A 23,809-nucleotide genomic window follows, 5' to 3' on the forward strand; every position below is an offset into this window, starting at 1 on the left:
TTATTATTAACTTAAAATACTGATCATGGCTCATGGCCTGACAGCAGATCATTTACATTATTTTTTTGCCCAAAATCGCCAGATCCCGGTTCACACCGTCCAGCACAGCCACTTCCGGATAGTAACCCCATTGCTCAAAGCCATGCTTGCGCAGCAAACCAAGACTTGGTTCATTATGTCCAAAGACAAAGCCCAGAATCGTTGTAATTCCCAGCGCAGGACAAGCATCAAAAATCGTATTTAACAAACGTCCACCAGCCCCGATTCCCCGGCATTGCTCGTCAACATACACACTCACTTCCACCGTACCGTTGTATGCTGGCCGCCCGTAAAATGAACTCAGACTGGCCCAGGCCACAACTTGTCCTTCAAGTCTCATCACCCAGAGCGGACGACGGTCCGGTGAATGCTCCTCAAACCAAGGCACGCGCTGCTCAACCGTAACAGGCTCCAGGTCTGCTGTCACCATCCGGCTCTCAATTGTGGAATTATAAATCTCCACAATTCTCGGCAAATCCTCAAGACGCGCATATTCAATCTGCACACGTTCCAGCTTCATCTCTACTCCCCCACCATTCCATATCAACTCCAGTATGACGAATATTATAACGGAGAAGGCAAGCAGACGTCATCCCCAAACATTCCTATGCAAAGGCGAGGGGACACCATACCATGAACGGTGTAACTTCAATGAGCTGTCCCCTATCACCTGTTAAATGAACAAAAGCAGTCGATCATAGATCGGCTGCTTTTGTTCAAATTTCTCGTTTAGCTTTCCTTATTCCCTAGCCTCAATATCATTCAGCCAACCCGTCATCATGACGGGTTGGCTTCGCTTCTTGAAGGGCTCTTTTTGTAAACATGGTTGATTTAAATTATAACAATGAGCAACTTACTTTTTATGGTATTATATACATCAAAACTTCCTAAAAGGAGTGTGTAATATTGACCAGTGAGAGTACAATCATTATTACTCCATTACATGATGACCTAATAAAGGATCTCAATAAGACCAATGATTCTTTTGAGATATATGGTAGAGTTGTCCCCAGTTTACAATCAGGAAGATGGTCTTATACTGAAGAACTTTATGAGGAAACGAGAGAAATACGCTTTCCAGATGACCAGCTTGATTGGAGCCAATATATAAACCAAGAGGATAAAGCTTTGTTTTTAGCTTATATGAATAATACTTGCATAGGACAAATCAGAATCATTAAGGATTGGAATCACTTCTGTTATATTGAAAACATTGCTGCCAAAAAGGATTATCGAGGCAGTGGCGTCGGAAAGCTGCTCTTACATAAAGCAGAAGATTGGGCCAGACAAAGAAATCTGATCGGAATGTCCCTGGAGGCACAAGATGATAATCTAGGTGCTTGCCGATTTTATGTGAAACAAGGATTCATACTAGGTGGAGCTGACACACTGAAGCAGTCATATACTCCTGATATTGAAACCACTTTATACTGGTACAAGTTATTCAAGTAACGGTTGTACTTCAATAACTCGTTCCAGCTGACTGGTCAGATAAGGCGAAACATCGCCCATTCTGGACAATTCTTCTAGCAAGGGAAAGGTGTCTCCATTCCATGGCCCTTGTGGATCAAAAACTTGTCTGCCAATTCGCATATTGCCTGCTGTTATATAGGGTTTCAATCGTTCCAAGCCCTCATTAATCAACTCATCCGGAAGGGCTTTGTTCCTGCGCCTTGACCATTCTACCAAGTAAGACATTCCACGCAATATATCATATTCAAAAAATCTCGGGAAGCAGGGTTTCAGCCAATCGGTATTAATGATGGTCCCATCATGTTTAGAACATACAAGACGATGCTCTATTAAATAGCGTGCACCTTCATCGAGAAACACGGCTTCCTGTTCCGTAAAATCGTGGTTTGTATGCCATAAGATCGCCTCTAGAGGCGGAAGGGTAGAAACAATAGAACTTTTATGGGAATGAACATAAGCATCCGGATCACAGTTCAATCCACCATCAGGTAACTGATATTTCAACAGCCATTCGCGAATCCAGGGAAGTTCATGATCCAGATCACAGCCATAAGCTTGGAGAATCATATAGTACACCGCAAGTTCACAATGACAGCAATCCATCTTCAATTTATCACGTTCACTTGTTGGATGATCATTGGGGGAAATGATGAACGTCTGCCAGACTTGCGTTTCCAGCCAACTTTTCGCTTGGACATTAGCAGATTCGGGGATTTTGTCCACTTCTCCTATTTCGTGAATTGCTGCCATGTGCCACCAGGCCCCATTCCATTTGTCACGGCTGTATTCGCTGCTGAACTTTAGGTTCGGGGAAGAATCCAAGAATCTGATCGATTCATCGATAGCTAAATAGATTGATTGATTTTTTTCCATCTAACCTCGCTCCTTTTCATAACTGATCTCATGTTAATTAAGACAGGCTCTCTTGTCTTTTCAATCTACCATCTACCGTAATTTATAACAGTGAGTTTACGAAATTCACCTCTGGAAAGCTGCTATTCGGTCCTTTCATTAAGGTTCCATTTTGATGTTTTAGATACAAATCGAAGAAATCCAGCATGTACGCATTGATAGCGGAGTTAGCTCTTTGGGGTGCAATCTTTCCTGTAATACCCAGCAGGTTGAACATCGGAGAAATGAACTGTACATCGGTAAAATTCAAGTGTTCCGTATTTTCGATATAAAGGATTTGCCCCCCTTCATCGGCCGCTAATCGCATCCGGTCTAGCTCTAACTTTTTGTCTGCCGTTACTTGATCCTCCCACTCTCTTGTTGAACCCATACGTTTAAGTTCTTCATCCGTGTAGACCCGGTTTTCCATCACCATTTTTAATTTCTCAAAATAGCTTTCCGAGTTGATAAACAAAAACGGCTTTTGCAGACCCTCTCTGTCACTCAAACGATAAAGCCCTCCATCAAGGTCTATTCCGACCGCGATTCGCGGATCGTATGCAGCGTCATAAGCAGCCGCACCGCCGATGGAATGACCGAACAACCCAATGTGATCGAGATCCAACCTTCCCTTTAGATTACTTGGGATCTGTCCCGATTGGATAAGCTCGAATTGGTCCAGCGTAAGGATCACATCGTTAGTTAACACTTCCCCCAACTTGTCGCGCATGGTTCTACTCTCCCTATAATCCTGATCCGGCGAGAATAAGTCGTTGGTTGTGTCGGTTGTGATTCGACCGTCTGGAAACTGGGTTGCAAATGTATTGTAGGTGTGGTCAATCACTGCCACGATATATCCGTGACTCGCGAGATGTTCAGCTTGCGTCGTGTGGAGGAACCTCGAAGAGCCAAAACCGGGACTTGCAATGATCAATGGGTATGCTCTCTGTTTTGAAGAGACTTTGGCCTCCAAATAAGCATGATTGGATACATACTGAAGGTGTTGAAACGTAAACCCGGGAAGGCCATAATTCCCAGCCATATAACGTAAAATCTCCGTATCCGGAATAAAGGGAGCGTACTGGCCAGGATCAGCCTGAGCCGGATACCATACCTGAACCATCAATTCCCTGTTACCTTTCGTGCTTTTCCCAAACGTTTCCTCGCGGCTTGAGTCAATAAAATGGAAAGCTTGCGTGCCTACTTTCCACTCACCGGTTGGCACCGGAAGGTTGAAGACGGGAAACACGTAAAGGAGGCACCCTGTTGCCATTAGCCCTATCCCGATAAAAAGCCTACCGAGTACCCTTGGCATTCGAGAGACAATCTGAACGACTTTCGGCTTGATGAAAATGCCAATAAGCGAAATGATAAACATCAGGATTATAAATCCGTATAGAAATAAAAGTTGAATTCTGTATCCTTCGACAAGTAAATGTACCACTAAGAAAGTAAAACTTGCCCCGCTTATAACGAGCAAGGTCGATTTTCGAATACGTTGATGATTGACGAACTGGAGCACCAACAAGCAAACACTACAAATGAAAAGCAGCATTTCTAAAAGCCTCACGCCAACTCCCCCTTAAAATAATCCTATATGTGGATTAGTCTAGAGGAGCAGCTATGCGACTACCATTGATTTAAATGACAATTGCCTTACACACTTGTAAGATTGAGTGATGGCCCAGATAACAGCGAGTGGCTGAATGATGAATTCTTCAACTAACGTGTCCCGTTAGTTCGATTGTCTCGAAACCAAATATAACTATGTAAATTCGTTTTATGACATTGATAATAGCAGACAGTATATACAGCAAGATAGGTTGATTGGATCAACACATGTAATATAATAATTAAAAATTAAATGAGGGATGGTGTTTCTTAATTGAAAACTTTTTATTGTGATCTGGAAATAACCTTAGATGTCATTGGCGGAAAGTGGAAACCTCTTATTCTATATTACTTAATAAAAGGTCCTAAACGGACTGGTGAATTGAAAAGGCTCATCCCATCCATTTCTCAGAAAATGTTAGTACAATCTTTGCGGGAGTTGGAGAGTAATCATTTGATTATAAGAACAATGTTCAATCAGGTGCCTCCAAAAGTGGAATATGCAATATCAGAAATGGGTATGTCTCTTGAACCCACTTTGCGAGCCCTTTGTGATTGGGGTCAGAATTATGCAGAGAAGGCATTGAATAAGGATGAATATCGGAGATTAAATGTGGAATAGAGTCATTTTAGAAATCAATTTATTCTTTACTTCATCACAATTATCACTATTTGGTTACTATATCACCAAAAAGTACGTACTATTTTAAAGGTGATACATCGTACATAATGAGACTTGTGGCCATGAAGAAAATTAAAGAGTTAATAAAAGGAGTGTGTAGCGATGTCAACAAACAACAATCAAATCATTCTCAATATACGTTTTAAAATTAAGCCTGGTCAGAAAGAAGCTTTCCGTGAAAGTCTATTTGCAATGATTAGCAACTTCAAAAGTGAACCTGCCTTTGTAAACGCGATCGTCTCCGATGATCTTGATCATTCTGATGATCTTGTCATCTATGAGATTTGGCAGGGCACCAGAGAAAGTTGGATTCAACACGAACTTACTAAACCTTATCGTGCTGAGTATGAAGGTGCACTTACCAACCTTATTGATGATAGAATCGTAAGCTGGCTTGAACCAGTCGGTGAATGGGGAAGTACACTGACGAATGTTAGACAGTAATTTTTTTTTAAGGTAAGTATTATTACTTGCACAGTAAGTTAATAACCTTTTTTCGATTATAATGTAACTGTGATTGTTACATTTAATGATGTCATATCTCATTTACCTTTATTGGAAAACAAGAATGTGAAACATAGGCTTTCAGTCAAGCCTATGATCTTAAAACTGGTGAACGATTCGGAAAGTTGTAATTGTTTTCTAGTTATACGATTAAAGCATTAATAAAAGTGCAAAGGGGTTATTCATATGGGTAAAATACTTATTACTGGAGCAACAGGTAATCTCGGCAGCAGGACACTAGAGCTTCTTCTTAAAAAAGTTCCGTCCAATCAGGTCGCTGTATTGGTACGTAATCCGGAATCCGAGAAAATCAAAAAGTTTGTTCAAGAAGGTATAGAAGCTCACCAGGGGGACTATTTTGATTATGACTCACTTCTGCGAGCTTTTAATGGGGTTGAAAAAGTTATGCTTATTTCCGCGCAAGCATTTACCGACCGCAATACGCAACATTTCAACGTCATCGCAGCTGCAAAACAGGCCGGTGTCAAACACGTGATTTTCACGTCGATCATACGAAAAGAAAATTCAAATCTTATTATTCCCGAAGTATCGATTTCAGACTTATTTGCTGAACAAACACTTAAAGCATCCGGATTAGCCTATACTATTCTTCGGAATCCACCGTATCTTGAAGTCATGCATTCGTATTTCGGAGATGAGCTTAAAGTCGGCGTACGAGTACCAGCGGGTTCCGGTAAAGTAGCCGCTGCATCTCTGGACGATTTGGCGGCAGCCAACGCAGCCGTTCTTACTCAAAACGGACACGAAGATAAGTCATATACTTTAAGTGGCAGCGAGGGAAGCTCTTTTGCAGACATCGCTGAAGCCCTCTCGGAGATTAATGAGATAAATATCCCTTATGAGGCAATTAGCGAAGAAGAATATATAGACACTATGGTAGCAAATGGCTTGCCTGTTTTTATGACTGATTTCTTATTAGGTTGGGTGAGAGGAATCAACACTGGAGAATTCTCGGAGACGTCTGGGGATCTTGAACATCTGATTGGTCGAAAACCAATGACATATAAGGAATTCTTTAAAATCAAATCTCCAAATTGAAGATTGAAAGCTGGAATGTTACTAACTTAATTCTATGAAAAGTTTAAATTCCTAGACTGCGCTTTTTATTGAGTAAAATTTCCCGTTAGCTCAATATGATATACGAAGAAATAGCCAACCATATAAATGATTGGCTATTTTCTATTCAGCGTTATTGCAACATACTTCTTCAATTCAGCAGTACTCTGATCAGCTGATCACTTGGTAATATTGTTAGACGCTCAACTAGTCATTGAATCGTTGAGATATTTTGATATAAAATGCGATTTACAAATCCTCCACCTGCATATTAAGATATTTACATCGTGTAAAGGTTGACACAATGTAAATAAAGGAGCTCATTTTATGTTACCAAAGTCTGTTCGCTTCCCACTCTTCATTCTCATGTTAAATCTATTTATAGCTTTATTGGGCCAAGGAATGCTTATTCCAATATTGCCTGATTATTTGAAGCTATTCCATGCAGGCGGAACTGTCGCAGGTTTTCTGGTCGCTGCATTTGGTGCAGCTCAATTCTTATTTTCACCTCTGGGAGGACAATTATCTGATCGATTTGGACGCAAAAAGTTAATCATGGCCGGCATGTTCCTTTCAGTCATTTCTGATGTCATATTTGCGCTTTCGACTTCATTGCCTCTGCTTTATGTCGCTCGCTTTATTGGCGGAATCAGCTTGGGTTTAATGATCCCATCGAACTTGGCCTATGTGGCCGATATTACGACCCACGAAACGCGAGCTAAGGGTATGGGGTATTTTGGAGCAGCCATGAATTTGGGCATGGTACTTGGACCCGGTCTTGGTGGCCTCATTGCCGAAATGGGCATACGTGTGCCTTATTTCTGTGCTGCTGGTCTTGGATTGCTCGCTACGCTGCTGACCCTCCTATTGCCTGAGACACTTGCACCTGAAAAAAGAACGCGCTCTTTACGCAATCCGGATGGAAATCACCTTGGAAAAAAAGTTTTGAGTTCCTTTAAAGTTCCCTATTTCAAGTACTTACTTCTACTTCTCGTTATGACCTTCGGTCTCATGAGTTATGAGACGGTATTTGCCCTTTTCGTAGAGAAAAAATACGGTTTTAATGCTGCAACCATCTCTATCATTATTACGCTGGGGGCCATAATCGGTATTGTTATTCAAGTTTGGCTGCTGGATTGGTTTGTGAAAAGGATGGGTGAGATCAGGTTAATTCGACTATCCTTAATTATCGCGCCTATCGCTTTAATGTTAATGCTGATCAAAGTTAACCTTGCTTTTCTTTTATTCGCTTCCGCGTTATTCTTTGCATTTAATTCTTTTTTGCGGCCTTCCGTCAGCACGCTAATATCCAAAAACGCAGGAGATCGACAAGGGTATGCATCTGGTCTGAATACCACATATTCCAGTCTTGGAACCATATTTGGTCCGCTTATTGCAGGTTCGTTATTTGACACAAACCTTAACCTTCCTTATATTTTTGGGGCAGTGATGCTGCTGGCTTCTCTACCGCTTACCATGAATGTATTCCGCTCCAAGAAAGGAAAGTTATCTACAAGTGAATGAAAATTGGCATCAGCAATTAAAAAATAAACATCGTGATGAGCTGATTTCAGCAGGAACTGGAATATGAGCGGATGTTGCAACAGTGTCATGCAGTCGCAGCCCCCTTCACCGACAAGGTGGAGGGGCATTTTTCTTTGACCAGATACAAAAGAATAATCTGCCCTACTTGAGTCTTGGTAGATTCATCGATTTTTATGGTCTTAATAAAATTTTCCCCGTGCTTTTGCGGCTTTCTAGAAATTGATGTGCTTTGCTTCCATCTCGTAGTGCAAATACCGTAGGCTCGGATACCTTTATTCTCCCCTCTTCGATCCAGCGGAACAACTCGGCTGAACGGGTTGCCCGTTCCTCGCGGGAAGTAAGGAAATTCCAAAGATCCCCACCAGTCAAAGTTTTTGACGTATCCATCAACATCCTTGGGTCAACTGGAGCAGGGTCTCCCCCTGCCATTCCATAAAATACAACCGTCCCCCCAATGCGAGTGACTGCAAAACTATCCTCGAGCGTGGAGCCTACTGAGTCATAGACCACATCCACACCTTTTCCGTTTGTCTCCTCCATGACTTTTCTCTTCCAATCATCCGAGTACAAAAAAACCTGATTCCCTCCAGAGTTCTTAATTGCCGACGCCTTCTCCATCGAGGAGGTTAAACCAATGACCCTCCCACCGAAGAGCTTTGCCATTTGAACAAGCAGCTGTCCAACGCCCCCTGCTGCGGCATGAACTAGAATGACATCATTCTCCTTAACCGCATAACTATCTTTTGTTAAATAGTGGGCAGTCAACCCTTGCAGTAAAACAGAAGCCGCCTTATCAAATGAAATGGTCTCTGGAAGAGGAATTGCCTTTTCTATGGGAACAGCCACTTTTTCTGCGTTAGCATGGGGGACATCTGCAAATGCAACAGTGTCGCCAACGCTGATTCCTTGGACATTAGCTCCTGTTTTTTCAACGACTCCTGCCCCTTCATAACCTAAAATAAACGGGGAGTTCCCAGTAAGATGATAATTCCCTTTCCTTCTATAAATATCTGCAAAATTCAATCCGATGGCTTTCATCCTTACTAATATTTCGTCAGGCCCGATAACTGGATCCGAAATTTCAAGATATTCTAGGACTTCCGGTCCTCCGAATTTATTAAATACAAGTGCTTTCAATTGAGTGGCCTCCTCTTATCTATTTTTCAAGAGCTCTGAAAAGAAACGGGCTTGCTTTACGAAATCTAGAGAGCACAAAAGTGCTCCCTCGGACAGAAGTTCTGTTATTCCAATTCCAAAATTGATTCACCGCTAATAATAGTACCATTATTATGCCCTTCACAAATTTCTTTCATCGAGCCTGGTTTATCGAAATTAAACACATGCATGGGCAGATTGTAGTCTCTTGCTAAAATGAAAGCGGACTGGTCCATTACCTTTAAGTTGTGTTTTAAAACATCGTTGTAATGAAGTGAACGAAATTTCCTTGCATCTTTATCCAATTTAGGATCTGCATTAAGAACACCATCAACACCTTGCTTTGCAACGAATAAAGCGTCACAATGAACCTCGACGGCTCTTTGTACAGAAGGATAGTCTGTTGTCACGTAAGGTTGACCGTTCCCCCCTGCAAAAATTACGATATATCCTTTTTCTAGATGGTGGATTGCTCTTAGACGGAAGTATGGTTCTGCAACTGAAGTAATAGGTATTGCCGTCATTACTCGTACTTCCTTTTTGGTCTTGGCTTTAAGAACTCCACGAAGCATTAAACTATTTACTACAGTCGCAAGCGTCCCAATGTTATCTGCTTCTGCCCTTTCTATCCCCCAGCTTTCGGCCATATTACCTCTGAAAATGTTACCCCCACCTATAACTAACGATACTTCAACGCCTAAGTTTATTACTGACATAATTTCATCAGCAATATAGTCTAACCTTTCTGGCTCAAAACCAAATTCAGAGTTTCCTGCTACTGCTCCACCACTTAGCTTAATGAGAACCCTTTTGTACCTTGACAATGATTACACCCCCATAAAATAAAAAACACTAAAGCAATAATTGCTTTAGTGTCTAATGGAATGGAAATATGAAATTATGCAAGTAGACTGAATGTAAGTCCGTCGTGTACACCTCATACTCCCACCCCTTCATGTTTTTTCCATCAAGTGATTTTACATCACGTGAAGGTAAATTGCAATGGTGAGAATTGTCATGTTTTTGGAAGTGATCTTTTGACCCACCTGTTTAAATTCTATTACCCCAATTTTCTAATACACAGAAGGCTATGGAGTAAGTACTAGCTTCTGTTACCCTAGCTCAGATTGTAGGCAACACCGTATCCCGTTCCCTCAGCGGTGAGGAAACTTAGACCGTAAAATGCCTCCAATTCCCTTCGGAAACCACTTCTACTGCTCCATCAACTACCTTGATGGCGGTCTGATCATCAATTGCATAGGCCGGCCCTTGAATCTCTGCGGCCCATCTCTCAGCGGCAGCCATAGTGTTATTGGGCAGCATGACGTGATCAAGATGCGGAAAAATTGAAAAATCAACCAGTCCCAACGTTTCATCGCCACCGGTAGGTGAAGTCCACCCCACAAAGTATTCCCCGATCTTAGGTGCCATCACCATACTGTCTGCGCTCATTCCCACATAAACGGCCCTTAGTGAAGGCAAGAGTTCTGCGAGTCCGGATTGCCGCATCCAATGGTTTAGGAAGAGAGCATCGCCACCCGACACCAGTAAGACATCTGTCTCCCGGACCAAGGGCTCCCAGTGGTCTCTACTGATGCTTGGCAGTGCAGTGAGCTCCAGCACGCCTACAGACTTCCACCCGAGGTCTACCATGGGGTTCTCGGATTTCCCGCTGATAAACTCCCAGGTTTTCACGCCAGGGCCAACCCAGGGATGTCCGTACATCGCCGTGGGAATGCACAGGGCATTGGAGTCAGCGATCGGCTTGTCCAACATGCCAACTAATGCGTTGTGTATGCTTTGGTTATTAACGCCTGCAGATGTCAGTAATAATTTCATACCCTCACTCCCAGTCATTTGACCTTCATAATTTCCCTTATTATCTAGTGTTCGATAAAATGACTATCCTATCCTGTCCTGCCTGTAAGCGAAAAAGTTGTACTCTGATTTGTCGTTAAGCCATTTCCGATTTGATACCATTTTGACTTAAAAATTTTATTAAATCATTACGCAGCTGCACAATCTCATTGTTAGCATGATTCGCATAATCCGGCAACATCATATCTCTAACCATTTTAGTTCGTAGCCATGTCATAAAGAAAAGATCCAAAAATAAGTTTGGCAATTTTAGCACCATTTTTAGCATTGGTGGATCAATGGAAACGCCAGCTTTTTGTATTGCCTTTAGATGCGCTTTTAAAATAACTGTGATTTGGCGAGCCGCATTTCTGGTTTTGGCTGTTTCTTGGTCCATTATCTTATTCTCGGATTGCAAAACGCTCAACATGGCAATGTCTGATACGGCGTGTGTGATAAGATACGCTTGCATATCCTTTTTAATATCGTAGGGCAGCTTTGCTGTTTTAAATATTGTTGCGAGCTTTTCTATGCGTTCTGTCACTAGACCATTAATTTCTCCGAATGCAGTTGCCGCTATAATCTTTGGTAGAAATCGAGTATGCAATATTCCATCTTTAATCTGTCCACCGAAGCCCGGAAACGCGGGTAAAAGTCTATCACCTACGATATCCAGCCACGAAGAAAATCCCTTTGAATTACTAATCATCGTAACTATATTTTTGCTTTGATTATCTTTTAGCGTTAACAACGCTGATTCGGACCGATCATAACGAACGGTAACGAAAATATAATCGTATATATCGTCGTTTTCGAGTGTATCAATGACATTCACTCTTATCGATTTAACTTTACCTTTTTCCTTATACCGCAGGCCATGTTCTCTTAATGATATATATCTATTAGAACGTGCAAATAGGGTAACATCAAACCCTGCTTCTATAAGCTTCATTGCGTACATGCTCCCGATAACACCTGCACCAAATATTAAAATTCGGTCTTGTTTAATTGACATTAAAACCACTCCTACCGTTTACCATTTCTTATTCAATCATCCGACAACATGTTGTATGATGTGATTATAATTTTTCAATATTCATTGATCAACCATCAGTTTTTTATGATTTGTCGGATGATATTCTTAAACGCTAGTAGGAGGAAAACATGAAAAAACAGCCCCAAATAACAGAGAAAACAAGACAAACCTTTGTTGGCGTTTTTTGTGAGCTATATAGCCAAAAACCAATCGAGAAAATTTCAGTTCAGGAAATCACGAATAAATCAGGATATAACCGCAGCACCTTTTATCAATACTTTACTGATATTTACGAATTGTTAGATGCTCTTGAAAATGACTTATTGAACGACATAAAAGAAGAATTGTCGAAAAAAGAGCTATCGATGCATAGCGTTCAAGATGCGCTCCATTGTCTAGACAAAAAAGAACATCTCTTGGTTCTCAATGCCCTTTTAGGTGATTATGGAAGTCCCCGATTTCTAAAACGCTTAAAAAAAGAAATCACTCTCAGTCAGTTGGAGTTAAATGTTCCACAAGATCCTTCCTTAACGCCATACTTGATTGAGTTTTACCTGTCAACCTCCCTTTCCTTATTTCGTCTTTGGCTCCAGCGACAAAAGGATTTATCGTCAGAAGAGTTTTTCAAGTTAGTGGACAACCTCTATTCAAAGGGGGTTACGTCCTATTCTAAAGAATAGATCAAATCATCTAGATTAGATTAGATAACACTTTATCAGGTCATCTCCCATCATCTGTAATTTCATCCTTGTCTGTACAGAATGTTTATGATCATTTTTCCCGCTTTCTTTCCTGATCATATTAATAACAGAATTACAGAAATTTACTGGGGTACAGGCAGCCAATCAGATTGATTGGCTGCCTGATAAAAAAGATGAGTTCATTGATCAATGAACTAGTGTTGACGATTAATCGTTACTCTCTTGAGAAAGAAGGACAGGACCAGCCCGATAAGCGCAATAATCATTCCAAAAATGAAAGCATTATGCACGCCGGCAGTCATGGCAGCTGGTATAAGCGAGATGTCACTTGGATTTTCGGCATTTTTTATAAACTTCTCAGACCCATTGCTCATCACACTGACCGCGACAGCCGTACCGATCGCTCCGAACACTTGTTGGAATGTATTCATAATCGCCGTACCATGTGGGTACAGCTGTGGTGGAAGCTGATTGAGTCCATTCGTCTGTGATGGCATCATAATCATCGAAACACCGATCATCATTAGGATATGAACAGCGATGATGAAGGTAACCGTCGAACTCAGACTTACCGTGGAAAACATCCATAGTGCAATTGATACCAGAACAAGACCAGGTAAGACGATCCATTTCGGTCCGTATTTGTCAAACAATTTCCCCATAAACGGAGCTAGAATTCCGTTTAATGCGCTCGCTGGTAGCAGAATCAAACCTGCGCTAAGCGTAGAGAAAGCTAATGCGGTTTGCAAGTACATTGGAAGTACAAGCATGGAGGATAGAATGACCATGAAGCATAGGCCAACCAATAGTGACCCAATGGCAAACATCGGGTATTTAAAAGCACGCAAATCAAGTAGAGGTGTTGTCATTTTCAACTGACGGATCGTGAATATAATCAGCGCGACAAGACCGATGGCCAACGAAACGAGTACGGTTGGGCTTGTCCAACCACCTTCCCCTTCACCAGCACTACTAAAACCAAAAACAATTCCTCCGAATCCAACCGTCGATAACAACATAGAGAGCAAATCAATTCGGGGCTTACTTGTCGTGGAAACATTTTTCATTTTAAAGATCCCAATAAGAAGTGCCACGGCAAGGAAGACGAGCGAAATCCAGAAGATATAATGCCAGCTCAATGCTTCTACAAGCAAGCCAGCAATGGTAGGTCCAATCGCAGGAGCAAACATGATAACTAGACCAACAAGACCCATTGCAGCCCCACGTTTTTCAATGGGGAAAATAATTAAGATCGTGTTAAACATAAGTGGCAGCATTAAGGCCGTACCGACTGCCTGAACAATACGTGAAACCATTAAGACTCCAAAGCTTGGAGCTAAGGCTCCAATAAAGGCCCCAGTCATTGAAAAAATAAGTGAGGTAATGAAAAGCTGTCTAGTCGTGAAGCGCTGATTCAATAAGCCTGATAAAGGAACGAGAACCCCCATGGTTAACAAATACCCTGTAGTCAACCATTGAATTGTAGATGATCCCACATTAAATATTTGCATTAAGTCAGTCATCGCAACATTTAAGGCTGTTTCCCCAAATAAACCAATAAAACCACTAATTAAAAAGGCGAGTACCATGGGAAATATTTTATAATCCTTTTTTGTTGCTTCAAAATCCGTACCTGCTGTTGCTGCTGAAGCTTGCATCGTTCCACTCCTCTATTTCTCTTTATTATATATTATATAGACCGCCCTATATAATATGGACAGACAATGGTTACGAATCATTGTCTTGGATCTATCCACTCTCGACTATTCCCGGAAAATTGCTGGAACATGACCGGCTGCTCGGCGCATTGGTCTTGAACTGCGCTCGACTACCGACATAATAATAGCACCCTCAATTAAACATACAGAAACCTCTGCCATTTCAATTGCCCGATCCTCGGAAATCCCCGTTTCCACGAGTTTGTTGGATAAGGTATCCTTCCACTCCGCAAATGCAGCCTGACAAGCATCACGGAGCGAATCACTCACCGATGAAGTCTCCGCAGCAGCCAGGAATCCGAATGGAACGAATTTATCGGTTCCAAACTGATCTATAACATCAGCCATGTTAAGTACAAAAGCCTGCATAAAATCTTCTGGCTTGGGAAATTTCATTACTTGTTCCTGAAGTTTGCTTTGTAATCTAAATTGAGTTAATTTCACACATGCAATGGCTAACGCTTCTTTACTTGGAAAGTAATAATATAATGATCCCTTCGGTGATCCACTAGCTTCAATAATTTGATTTAAGGTGGTACCATGATAACCTTGCTTAGCAAATAATTGAGCGGCTACCTCCAAAATAACATCCCTCGTATTAGACTTCTTGGCATCCATTTATTTTACTCACTCCAATACATCAACTGGTTTAAGTATTTAATATATTCGAAGAGGTTTCCAATAATCAATACCACAAATCTCATGTTAATGTCTTAAACAATAAACCGACCGGCCGGTCTATTTATGATATCACCTGATTTTTAAATACACAACTTTTTATTTTTTCGCTTCATAACTCTTTCTTTCCCAGTAAAATTAAACAATCCTGCCCCGTTAGGTGAACAAAAAGCAGCCGATCACAATGAATCGACTGCTTTCTTAATGGTATAGAGCTAACGTTTCCCGTTAGTTCAATGATGATCATTTCTACTTTGGATAGGTCACAGTACATGTCATGCACGATCTAAAGGAAGCCATTTCAACACGTCTTGAATTGTTTTATCCCAGAAGGCCCAATCGTGTACACCTGGCTCTTCAGCGTAAGTATAATCCAGTGAAGAACGCTCAAACGCTTCCTTCAGATCAATATTTAGATCGTACAGGAAATCATTCGTACCGCAAGCTTGGTAAAACGCGGGTTTTGGTCCAGACGTGCGATCATTGGACTGAATCAGATGATAAAGATCGTTATCCGTTCCTGCATGTGGTCCGTCTCCGAATGCGAGACGCAGAAACGGAGGGAACTCGCCGTCCGGCCCCGGGCTCCAAAACGGGAAATTACCCGTCGAAAGTCCAGCCGCCGCAGCGAACATATCAGGCTTGCTTAGCGCCCATTTGAATGCGCCGTAACCACCCATCGATAACCCAGCGACGAAATTTTCCTCGCGAGCGTCTGATAGCGGAAACAAGGACCGGGCAATCTGAGGCAGTTCTTCCATCAGGAAGGTACCGTACTTTCCTCCATACGCCATATCCGTGTAGAAGCTTAATTGGACTTGAGGCATCACGACAGCAAGGCCCAGCTCGGAAACATAGCGTTCAATCGATGTCCGTCTCATCCAAATCGTATCGTCATCAGAGCCGCCATGCAGCAGCCAGAGAACGGGATGCCGTTCCCGGGTAGCAACGCCTTTCATCCCGATTTGCCCCCTGGTTGCCTGAGGTACAATAACGGTCATTGACGTGCTGAGTCCTAACGTTTCTGAGAAAAAATTGCATCGAATCATGGCCATTGTACATTCTCCTCACATTCAAATTATTTAAACAACCACACACCTTTTCCGTTCGGTTAATGCAGTCTGTTATCGTTGCCATCTCGGCCCGATATATATGTTTGATTTCATTGTAAAGGAAGCGCTTTCATATTTATACACAACAAATCCGACATATTTTCATTTCATAATTCGAGTTTTAAGAAATATAGGCACACTTTAAAACATTAAAATTCACGTTAAAAAGTAGTTAAGGGTATTTTTCGTTAAATGAAGAAAATTGATTATCATCCTACTCTCTAGTGAACAAAAGCAGCTGATTCCATTAATCTGCTGCTTTCATTATATGTTTGAGCTATCGTTTTTCCGTTAGTTCAATAGAAAGAGCAGGCTGTGGTTGTCTACTCAAAAATATGTGTAATCTACCCTTTAGTTCAACGAATATCGGATAACCTTGTTTATACCTAAACCTATGAATAAGGAACAACCTCTCTAATGACTCACTTTTTCAGAACTCGTGCTGAAGCGAAAGACTAGCTTTTCTCCATCTTCAGGATGATGACCAAGTTCTTCGGAGTATTTCCCGTTGGTACATGTGTTAAGTGTTTTTCGCCAGAAACGTTTCGCACGTTCGTTTCGTTCGGTGGGATTTGTTTGCAATTCCCATCGCCCTGGCATCTTTCCAATAATCTGTCGCACCGCTTCTTCTCCAACACCCTTTCCTCGATAATTACGTAATAGGAAGAACTCATTCATGTAATAATCGTTATAGTGAGGACAGGGTATGAAAGGGGAAGTAGCCACAAAAGCAAGCCCCGCAGGTATATCATCCACTGTGATCAGATAAGGGAATAATACGTTCGGGTGTTCCCACCAAATATCAAACACGCGATTCTGTTCCATCAAAGTTCGGGTATCATCATTCTCAAACACCCCATAACGATTGATTTTGTGTTCCCATACTTCTGACAAATCATGCAGATAAAGAGGATAAATATTATTGATAATGAACTTCTCCTCCATACCGCATAGTCTAGCGGTAACATTTAACTTTTTTACTTCATGATTAACGCAATCCATTTTGCAACTCCTCCGATTTCGATACTTTCAATCAACGATATTACTGATACCATAATTCTTTCCTATCATCAGTATAAGGTGAATATCGCATCCTTTATAGGCAGAGTATTTATATATTCATTTTTTACATAACAAAAGGCCCGTGTTGGTTTTATTCAACATGAGCCTTTTGTTATGCCTGCGTTTTATAAACAATCTTCTTCATGTTGGTAGGAATTCGCGAGTTGATCTTACATTCATACCCTGCCTAAAAAGCTTCCGAATTATACCCAATGATCCTAAGGTGATTTTAAAATTATGCCCTTGTTAATTCACCTAACCTGCCCGTTAGTTGAAGAAAAAGCCGATCACAATTCTTATTGTGCCATTTCTTCCTTTCCGTTTGTTCAATTTTCGTTTACGTAAGGTTTATAATATTGTTCGTACGACACTTTTGTTTCTTCAAACGTTGGAATCTCTATAAATTCAATATTTTCAGTATGCAAGCCTAAAAAATCTTTTGCAAGGATTCTCACGCTTTTCTTTATCTCATCCAAGTCCCAAGATTGAGATAATTTTGACCACATATCAATATAGATAGGTTTATACCCATCTATATTCGTCGGAGCAGAATGAGTAACTTGAGAAGATACATCTTCTAAATCTCTTGGGTATGTGTAACTATAATAAATATCCTCTTCACCGTTTATGAAACGGTTAATTTCATTACAATATTCTTTATCGTCACCAATAATATCTATATCATATTTCAAAAGATTAGTTAGAGCTATAGCAGTTGTAAGTTCAAAATAACCTAAAAAGTTATTTTGGTCTTGATCTGAATAAAGCGTAATCTCATCATTTCGACTCTTGCTGCAGAATCCGTAAACCCCATACCAGAATAACGAATGTCGGACATGGACATATATTGTTTGAATATTATTCACCTACCTGTAAGACTTTTACCTGAGATTAGACAGGCTTCTTTAGACGATAAATTTTTATAAGCTATTGCAATCACCTTAATAATTCGCTTTTGCAATTTATCCATATTTGTAGACAAATCATTTGCCATCAAAGTGTAATCCATGTACCCATCATAGTGCAAACCTCCAAATAAAAAAGACCGTAAAGAAACTAATTCTTCAGGGCCCTTTAAGAAATTCTATTTTATCAGATAGATTGTCTACAATTCCGTTTCTACGGACATCCTACGAACTGGGATCTAGGGTCAATGATTCATAAAATGGGTATATAGTTGCTCGAAGGTTGTAAAACATTCGACTCTTCTGCCGACTTTATCATACTCGTCTAGATATTCATCCATCACTTCAAGGAACTTCTCTTTCATCACTGATAAATCACTTGCATCAAAGTACTGCATAAGATCAAATTTCTTGGTTCCTTTGGCCACAGTCATCTCATCAAGATACCCTTGTGCTCCATAGGCCGAAATAAAGACGTAGGAGGCATCGTTCGTTATAACACTGTTCAAGATTTTATTGCGGTAGTTACACCACAATTCTTCGTATGTTCCTTTTAGATTATCAAAGGTTGGAGCAGGTTTAACCATGAAGTTATCACACATCGTGTGATGTAACCTCGTGACGCTATTCAGCATATTAAAAGATGCGATTCGAATATCTTCAATGGAATGAGCTTCGATGATGGACATGTATAAGGATTCGAGATCATTCGGTACATAGCGAAGCGAGCATATCTCTTCCAAATATCGCTTAATTCCTCGTTGGATGCACGTGTTATTCATGCTGACTAAGGCATTGACTAGATTGTATAGAACGTCGGCAGATGCATGTCGCACTGAACCGATATCTTCCCCCAGCATCGTATCGCTGTATGCCTGCTTAGCCAAGTCGATCCATTTTTTTGCTCGATTAAGACATGCTTCTCCTATCGGTTCCGCAAGTGCATCTAGAGCTTTTTGTCTAAAGTCGTTCATTTTTTCCAAATCCTCAGGCTTTGCATAGTAGAGTATTTTGAGTTCGGTTAGACTCGAAACATTGGGGCTCTCCAAGGTGGATTGCTCTTGTATTCTTGAATCCCATGGCGTGCAGTAGATGTCATATCCAACGTCATCCAAGATGAAACAATCGGATATTTCCCATCCCCGTTCTGTATTATTAATGATAACTAAATCAAGATCGCTCTTCTCATGAAAGTCCCCCGTGCTAAATGAACCCGTAAGCCCAATAATTGCGATATCGTCTAGAAAATCTCTTTTCACCCGTTCAATCACCATGTTAATGAGCAATTCATTTTTGCTTAGCAGCTTCTCCTTTATGTTTTCATCCATTCGTTACACCGCCTTCGTATGATCCAGCCGTTCTTCATTCCAACAACCTTAACTTGAGTCTATCGATTTAGAGGTGCGGTAACTAGGTATAAGTTGATTTAATTCATCTTTGAACAAAATCCGCTAAACCGTCTATACGACGAGTTAGCGGATTTCGTTAGTTCTTTTTATAGACAATTTTCTTTATACTTTCGCAGGACAAGAAGTATCGTCCCGCCAATTCCTCTATGCTGACGCCATTGCAGAATAAGGATTTAATCTCCGCGTTTCGAGCAGAGACCCTATTCTTGCTTAGGGTTTTTTCGCCCCATTTTAAGTGTGCCTCTTTGGGTTTTGGGATATAAACCAATTCGCCTTGAACGTATTCTTGAATGACACGTAGCAATTCTTCTGGAAAAATAGATTCGGCTTTTGAATATTTCATGGACCTCACTCCTTATTAAATAGATCAATAAGGTGCAAAGCCAGTTAGTAGAATATTACGATTCGTCGTTGGCAATGTAATTGTTTCTAAACTCTATGCAAAGCATTGCCATATTCTTCACTGGCTTTGCATAGAGAGATAAATGTAAGAATCCTACCCCAATTGTTTTCAATAGCCTCACCTCCAATAAAACAGATAGTTGCTATCTGATATGATATCAAAGCTTGTTGTTCAAGTGTTTTACCATGTCTTTGGACTAACACGATTGTACGATTACAATGAATTACCAGCCGTTTTTTTTCTGTGAGAGAGGTGCTTGAACCGAGTCTTCAAGAACTTCAGATGAGTCGCCAGTTGTTGGACGGGTTCGGTGGAGTAACAGCGTTAAGATATACACTTGTAGACAGATACCTTTGATGACGTTTGGAACGAATTACTACTCTAATTATTCTCCAAAAAATTAAACTAACCTGCCCGTTAGTTGAATGGCCGGACTCTAAAGCTGACCCGTCACTATTACAAGCTAAAAGTTTCGTCGATAAACAATCAATCTGATAGAGAGAATTATTCACTTTGAATGGATAAAGATAATTTGCCAATCAGCACCCTTCTAAATGTCGGGCATCATTATTATAAGTGACCAAGTCTTATCTTCTTGTTTCAACCAGTGTGTTATAGATGTATGTTCAGTTTGAGATCCAACCTTCGGCATTTCAAATACGTTTAACCCCCAAAAAACTGGAACGAGCAATCGATTATACCACCGTGATTGTGAGGCTCACCTCTGGTAATCTTAGACTAACTTAAATTCACTCCAGATAAGATTTTCTCTTACTTTATCATCAGCCATAATCATATGTACACTATCTCTTTAGATAGTATCTATCAATAAAGTGCGTACTATATTTTTATTTAAGGTCATTTTATACTAACCTTACTTTGAATCGAGGAGAGAAAAAATGACTAATATTAAAACCTACAATCACGACCTTTGGGATCACGGTATCGCTCAGGCGTACAGCGTTAACGGCACGATCTATATTTCGGGACAATTTTCCCACGATACGGACGGAGCTTTCGTTGGCGGAAATGATATCGAGGCACAAACCCGGCAGACGCTGAAGAATCTCGATCGCGTGTTAGCAGAGTTTGGTATCACGAAGTCAAATCTTGCTTATGTTGAAATCTATCTGACAAATGCACAAGAGCATATCGAGCCATGCATACATCTCTTCAAGGAATACATGGGACAACACCGGCCGGCGGGCAGTTGTATCGGCGTGACATACCTAGCGTTTCCTGAGCAACTGATCGAAATCAGTGCCGTCGCCCACATAGATTAGATGAAGGTAATATATTTTTTATGTCACACGAAAACTAGCCGTAGATTAAGGGAACTGCAGCCGATCAATTGGTCGGCCGCAGTCTTATCTGAATTTAGCTATCGTTTCCCGTTAGCTTAACGGAGTTGATTATATTTCCATACGTATTACGTGTATTTCATTTTTATCTGCAATGACATCTAGTAATGGCAATTCACTTAAACCTACAAATTTTAAATGGATGAGTTGGTACACTCATTTTCATCGAAATCCAGCTTAACTAATCCCTCTTTTTCTTTTTTCAAAAATTCTGAGTTTTCTAATATCAAGAACTCAGAAATTTCTCTACCTATTGAATCATATTCAATAAATTTAACGTAGCTGTTTATAGTAATCTTCAACGATTCCTGGTTCCATCTTTTTACTTCTATGACTAATGATTCTGAATTTAGTCCCAGATATTGAATCGCACCGTCTTCAAGGCGTAGTTCATTGATTTCCATTTTCTCACCTCAGTTATCAAAGATAAATCAACAAAGTATAATTGATACTGCATCTAAATGGCTTATTAACCCCTTTGTCTGTTATCATTAGAGTATCTTCTCTTATCTCAATCAAGTTATACCACAAATGTTATACGTTACACTAACCTGCCCGTTAGCTTAATGAAAAAACAGCCGATCTTATGGATCAGCTGCTTTCTTAATTGTATTATAAACTAGTGTTTACCGTTAGCGTATCCGTGGTTCTAAAAATTAATCACACTAATATCATCTACCTTATAGCCATTAAGACCATCTCGTTTAAACGTCATTTGAACTGTCTCTGGCCACTCTCCTTTCATCACTGTCATTTCTAAAATAAAATCACCCTCTACATTATCCGAACCTTGGATTGGTAACAAGTGAACGTTCGCGTACAAAAAATTGTCACGGTACTTTTGACGAAGAGCACTCATTATTTGAGGATTTAATTCATTGATCAACGTCTGCTGGATTATCGAGCATTGACTTATGTCTGTTACTGACTGAGTTTCTTCAGCTAAAGCTGTAGTTTGGCTAAGCAAAGTCAAACCGAACGCTAAAACCATTCTTTTAATGATCTTTATCAAAAGCAAGCACCCTCATATTTGGAATACTTTATTTTATCCAAAATGAGGAGTTGGATACGTTTTGAACGAATTATCCCATTACATGAACAAAAGCAGCCGATCACACTGGTCTGCAGCTTTCTTAATTGAGTCCACCTACCTCGTGACGCGTTAATTAATCCAATCTTCTGTCTCTACGAAGATCGAATACTTGCTGCTCAGTCCCAGTGCTTTTCTAGCGCTTCTTCACTCTGAGAAAAACCATTTCTTGAATAGAATTCAACGCTCTCGTTGCTTGGCCAAAGTATGAGAAACTCGACCTCATTCTCTTTTGACCAATTTTCCATAGCATTATGGATTTTTGACCCGATACCTAAGTTTCTGAAAGCTGGACGAGTTAAACATTGGTAACGTAACCGTAATAAGGATCTGAAGATTTTCCTGGACGCGGAACTTTATGTATTAGCTGCAAGTACATATGTGACACAAGACTTCCATCAAATTCTGCAATCCAAATATACCAGTCTCCGCTTTGGATTGCTTTTAGCAAAAACTCACTACATATCTGGATAAATTCCTCAAATGTAACGACATTATTAGCATGCTCCTCTTCTGAAAAATCCCAACGCATTTGTACAAGCTGAGGGATATCCTCCGACGTTGCCAAACGAACTAGCATCATTCATCCCCCTACTATTGTAAATATATTCAAATTCATCTTATCACACCTTCACGCTAACCAGCCCTGCCCGTTAGCTTAATGAATTAACGGGCAATATTCATTCTTTACTAGACCTTGCAGTCAACAAGGATACAATAACGTATGCAAATATTTGTATTAAAAATACAATGGCCACAAATTCAATAACCATGCTGTTCCTTGCAAAAAGATCTTGCATGATATCCACAACAATTTGCCAAGGCCTGGACAATACATCCCATGAATTCCACCGATTAAATCTCCCAATGTATACACCCAAACTACTCAACATTAAAATAACGCCAATAACCATCATGTTAATGTACTTACTGAATAGCTTGTTTAACACAACATGTATTTGAATGATTGAGCATGTCGAGAGAAGTAAGCCTAGTATGGCTACGGCAAACGTTAGGGTGAGGTTATACCAAAAATCAATATTAATCCAAAATTGTGTTCCTTCTTGAGCATTGAAATATCTGAATGAATGCAGGATTTCAGTAAAAAGGTATGCCGAATTAGGCAAAAAAAATAGCCAAACCGCACTCATCGGAATCATCCAGATCAGACTCATTTTCGTTAATTTCTTATTGAATATGTATCTAATGCATGATGAGATAATATATGGTACCCATGCCAGGAACATATCCCAGGTTAAGAATTGATACATATTCGTATCAGATTTGATACGTAAATACATCGCAACACCTAAACAACATAACGTAACCACTAGCAAGGTTAAAATAAATCGAAAATCTTGAACAGGATGTTTGTTATCTTTCATTTCGTTGCTTCCCATTCCCTTTCCCTGGGGATTAAAATGCATTGTTGCAGTCTTAAACATATGATTATCCAAATTATAACATGTATTTATTTAACCATCCTGCCATTAGCTTAAT

At 40.4% G+C, this 23,809-nt stretch carries 26 protein-coding genes; 7 read left to right on the plus strand and 19 right to left on the minus strand.

Features of this window, described 5'->3' with window-relative positions; genetic code table 11:
• Positions 1–52: 52 nt before the first annotated feature.
• A complete protein-coding gene (locus GUA98_RS10335; protein WP_193722976.1) occupies positions 53–559 on the minus strand; it encodes a GNAT family N-acetyltransferase in 507 nt (168 codons plus the stop codon).
• 386 nt (positions 560–945) lie between these two features.
• Between GUA98_RS10335 and GUA98_RS10340 the strand changes: the two genes are divergently transcribed.
• Positions 946–1,491, plus strand: a complete 546-nt coding sequence (locus GUA98_RS10340) for a GNAT family N-acetyltransferase (RefSeq protein WP_193722977.1) — start codon at positions 946–948, stop codon at positions 1,489–1,491.
• On the opposite strand, the gene GUA98_RS10345 is transcribed toward GUA98_RS10340, so the two are convergent.
• Positions 1,480–2,385, minus strand: coding sequence for a hypothetical protein (locus tag GUA98_RS10345; RefSeq protein WP_193722978.1), 906 nt, complete (start codon positions 2,383–2,385; stop codon positions 1,480–1,482). The genes GUA98_RS10340 and GUA98_RS10345 overlap by 12 nt on opposite strands.
• Positions 2,386–2,467: 82 nt before the next feature.
• Positions 2,468–3,973 (minus strand): alpha/beta hydrolase family protein, encoded by a 1,506-nt coding sequence (locus tag GUA98_RS10350; protein WP_193722979.1) that lies wholly within the window; start codon positions 3,971–3,973, stop codon positions 2,468–2,470.
• 315 nt (positions 3,974–4,288) lie between these two features.
• On the opposite strand from GUA98_RS10350, the gene GUA98_RS10355 reads away from it, so the two are divergent.
• From GUA98_RS10355 to GUA98_RS10370, 4 genes are all read left to right on the plus strand, one after another.
• A complete protein-coding gene (locus GUA98_RS10355; protein WP_153977443.1) occupies positions 4,289–4,636 on the plus strand; it encodes a winged helix-turn-helix transcriptional regulator in 348 nt (115 codons plus the stop codon).
• Between the two features lie 162 nt (positions 4,637–4,798).
• Positions 4,799–5,140 carry an antibiotic biosynthesis monooxygenase gene (locus GUA98_RS10360; protein WP_153977442.1) on the plus strand — a complete coding sequence of 114 codons (342 nt, stop codon included), beginning with the start codon at positions 4,799–4,801 and terminating at the stop codon, positions 5,138–5,140.
• Between the two features lie 246 nt (positions 5,141–5,386).
• A complete protein-coding gene (locus tag GUA98_RS10365) occupies positions 5,387–6,259 on the plus strand; it encodes an SDR family oxidoreductase (protein WP_153977441.1) in 873 nt (290 codons plus the stop codon).
• 345 nt (positions 6,260–6,604) lie between these two features.
• The gene (locus tag GUA98_RS10370) at positions 6,605–7,801 is read left to right on the plus strand and encodes an MFS transporter (RefSeq protein ID WP_153977440.1); all 1,197 of its coding nucleotides are present in this window, start codon (positions 6,605–6,607) and stop codon (positions 7,799–7,801) included.
• Positions 7,802–7,993: 192 nt separating this feature from the next.
• On the opposite strand, the gene GUA98_RS10375 is transcribed toward GUA98_RS10370, so the two are convergent.
• The 4 genes from GUA98_RS10375 to GUA98_RS10390 all read right to left on the minus strand — a co-directional run bounded on the left by GUA98_RS10375 (position 7,994) and on the right by GUA98_RS10390 (position 11,849).
• Positions 7,994–8,959, minus strand: coding sequence for a quinone oxidoreductase family protein (locus GUA98_RS10375; RefSeq protein ID WP_193722980.1), 966 nt, complete (start codon positions 8,957–8,959; stop codon positions 7,994–7,996).
• Between the two features lie 104 nt (positions 8,960–9,063).
• Positions 9,064–9,801 carry a UMP kinase gene (pyrH, locus tag GUA98_RS10380; RefSeq protein WP_153977439.1) on the minus strand — a complete coding sequence of 246 codons (738 nt, stop codon included), beginning with the start codon at positions 9,799–9,801 and terminating at the stop codon, positions 9,064–9,066.
• Positions 9,802–10,147: 346 nt separating this feature from the next.
• Complete coding sequence (locus tag GUA98_RS10385) at positions 10,148–10,816, minus strand: Type 1 glutamine amidotransferase-like domain-containing protein (protein ID WP_153977438.1); 669 nt, start codon at positions 10,814–10,816, stop codon at positions 10,148–10,150.
• A 115-nt stretch (positions 10,817–10,931) separates the two neighbouring features.
• Entirely contained in the window at positions 10,932–11,849 is a 918-nt protein-coding gene (locus GUA98_RS10390) for a ketopantoate reductase family protein (RefSeq protein WP_153977437.1), read from the minus strand.
• Positions 11,850–11,998: 149 nt separating this feature from the next.
• Here GUA98_RS10390 and GUA98_RS10395 point away from each other — a divergent pair, with 149 nt between their 5' ends.
• Positions 11,999–12,550: a TetR/AcrR family transcriptional regulator gene (locus tag GUA98_RS10395; RefSeq protein WP_153977436.1), complete on the plus strand. Its 552-nt coding sequence runs from the start codon at positions 11,999–12,001 to the stop codon at positions 12,548–12,550.
• A gap of 215 nt (positions 12,551–12,765) precedes the next feature.
• Here GUA98_RS10395 and GUA98_RS10400 read toward each other — a convergent pair whose 3' ends face one another.
• The 7 genes from GUA98_RS10400 to GUA98_RS10430 all read right to left on the minus strand — a co-directional run bounded on the left by GUA98_RS10400 (position 12,766) and on the right by GUA98_RS10430 (position 19,798).
• Complete coding sequence (locus GUA98_RS10400) at positions 12,766–14,229, minus strand: MDR family MFS transporter (protein WP_153977435.1); 1,464 nt, start codon at positions 14,227–14,229, stop codon at positions 12,766–12,768.
• 105 nt (positions 14,230–14,334) lie between these two features.
• Positions 14,335–14,907, minus strand: a complete 573-nt coding sequence (locus tag GUA98_RS10405; protein ID WP_153977434.1) for a TetR/AcrR family transcriptional regulator — start codon at positions 14,905–14,907, stop codon at positions 14,335–14,337.
• 335 nt (positions 14,908–15,242) lie between these two features.
• Positions 15,243–16,022, minus strand: a complete 780-nt coding sequence (locus GUA98_RS10410) for an alpha/beta hydrolase (RefSeq protein WP_153977433.1) — start codon at positions 16,020–16,022, stop codon at positions 15,243–15,245.
• 471 nt (positions 16,023–16,493) lie between these two features.
• Complete coding sequence (locus GUA98_RS10415; protein ID WP_193722981.1) at positions 16,494–17,081, minus strand: GNAT family N-acetyltransferase; 588 nt, start codon at positions 17,079–17,081, stop codon at positions 16,494–16,496.
• 386 nt (positions 17,082–17,467) lie between these two features.
• Complete coding sequence (locus GUA98_RS10420) at positions 17,468–18,007, minus strand: hypothetical protein (RefSeq protein ID WP_193722982.1); 540 nt, start codon at positions 18,005–18,007, stop codon at positions 17,468–17,470.
• Between the two features lie 284 nt (positions 18,008–18,291).
• Complete coding sequence (locus GUA98_RS10425; protein WP_193722983.1) at positions 18,292–19,374, minus strand: nucleotidyltransferase domain-containing protein; 1,083 nt, start codon at positions 19,372–19,374, stop codon at positions 18,292–18,294.
• A 157-nt stretch (positions 19,375–19,531) separates the two neighbouring features.
• Complete coding sequence (locus tag GUA98_RS10430; protein ID WP_193722984.1) at positions 19,532–19,798, minus strand: CD3324 family protein; 267 nt, start codon at positions 19,796–19,798, stop codon at positions 19,532–19,534.
• Between the two features lie 959 nt (positions 19,799–20,757).
• Here GUA98_RS10430 and GUA98_RS10435 point away from each other — a divergent pair.
• Positions 20,758–21,141, plus strand: coding sequence for a RidA family protein (locus tag GUA98_RS10435; protein WP_153977422.1), 384 nt, complete (start codon positions 20,758–20,760; stop codon positions 21,139–21,141).
• A gap of 212 nt (positions 21,142–21,353) precedes the next feature.
• Here the strand turns inward: GUA98_RS10435 and GUA98_RS10440 are convergent, their stop codons facing one another.
• The 5 genes from GUA98_RS10440 to GUA98_RS10455 all read right to left on the minus strand — a co-directional run bounded on the left by GUA98_RS10440 (position 21,354) and on the right by GUA98_RS10455 (position 23,766).
• Complete coding sequence (locus tag GUA98_RS10440; protein WP_193722985.1) at positions 21,354–21,623, minus strand: hypothetical protein; 270 nt, start codon at positions 21,621–21,623, stop codon at positions 21,354–21,356.
• 245 nt (positions 21,624–21,868) lie between these two features.
• Positions 21,869–22,231, minus strand: a complete 363-nt coding sequence (locus GUA98_RS10445; RefSeq protein ID WP_193722986.1) for a hypothetical protein — start codon at positions 22,229–22,231, stop codon at positions 21,869–21,871.
• 197 nt (positions 22,232–22,428) lie between these two features.
• Entirely contained in the window at positions 22,429–22,557 is a 129-nt protein-coding gene (locus GUA98_RS29515) for a hypothetical protein (RefSeq protein WP_227779572.1), read from the minus strand.
• 50 nt (positions 22,558–22,607) lie between these two features.
• Positions 22,608–22,889 (minus strand): hypothetical protein, encoded by a 282-nt coding sequence (locus tag GUA98_RS29520; protein WP_227779573.1) that lies wholly within the window; start codon positions 22,887–22,889, stop codon positions 22,608–22,610.
• 100 nt (positions 22,890–22,989) lie between these two features.
• Positions 22,990–23,766, minus strand: a complete 777-nt coding sequence (locus tag GUA98_RS10455) for a DUF1361 domain-containing protein (protein ID WP_227779574.1) — start codon at positions 23,764–23,766, stop codon at positions 22,990–22,992.
• Positions 23,767–23,809: the final 43 nt, after the last annotated feature.

Source organism: Paenibacillus sp. P13VS, from assembly GCF_015143645.1.
Classification (GTDB): domain Bacteria; phylum Bacillota; class Bacilli; order Paenibacillales; family Paenibacillaceae; genus Paenibacillus; species Paenibacillus xylanilyticus_A.